Source organism: Nonomuraea antimicrobica, assembly GCF_039536965.1.
Lineage (GTDB): Bacteria > Actinomycetota > Actinomycetes > Streptosporangiales > Streptosporangiaceae > Nonomuraea > Nonomuraea antimicrobica.
Map to the genome: position 1 here is coordinate 1 of NZ_BAAAZP010000257.1, position 722 is coordinate 722.

1 protein-coding gene is annotated in these 722 nt (G+C 61.2%); it reads left to right on the forward strand.

Annotation, left to right across the window (positions count from 1 at the left end; genetic code table 11):
- Window positions 1–722: hypothetical protein (locus ABD844_RS52295; RefSeq protein ID WP_344897604.1), on the forward strand; the 722-nt coding region annotated here is incomplete at both ends.

Consider the following 722-nt stretch of genomic DNA (forward strand, 5'->3'; position numbering starts at 1 on the left):
CCAACGCCGTCACCACGGACAAGCTCGCGGCCGGGTCGATCACGGCGGGCAAGCTGGAAGCGATCCTGACGCTGTCCACGCGTGTCGTCGCTGGGCACCCTGCCGCTGCTCGGGTCGAGCTCAATTCGACAGGACTGCGGGGGTTCAACTCCTCGGGCGTGGAGACGGTCAGCCTCTCCAACAACGGGACCTTCAACCTGCGCAGCGGAGCCACTGGTGCCCGCATCCAACTCGACAACACCGGACTGAAAGCGTTCAACGCCTCTGGCCAGCAGACGGTGGACATCAACTCGACTGGTGCCGCGACGGTCGTTGGACAGCTGTCGACAGCGTTCTCAGGCAAACGGATCATCTTCAACCCTGCGGGAACGTCCTTTCCTCAGATCAGGTTCACTCCAAGCACCGGATCTCAGTTCGCCAAGATCGAAGCCACGAGCGACACCTCCGGCGACTACATCGGCATGTATCACGAGACCTCTACCTGGTCCAACCATCGGAGCTGGTTCGAGCTGTTTCCGGCCGTTGCCCGTCTCACATACTCGGGAAACCTGTCCAACGGGGGCCCCGGAGGAGTCCTGTCGTTGGAGGACAGCGGAGTCTCTCTGTATAGGAGAACGTCTGCTGGCGGCGCCCATGGGATCTTCATCGATGACACCAACGTGTTCATCATGGGCAACCCGCACAAGAGCTTCATCATCGACCATCCGACGGATCCCGACAGA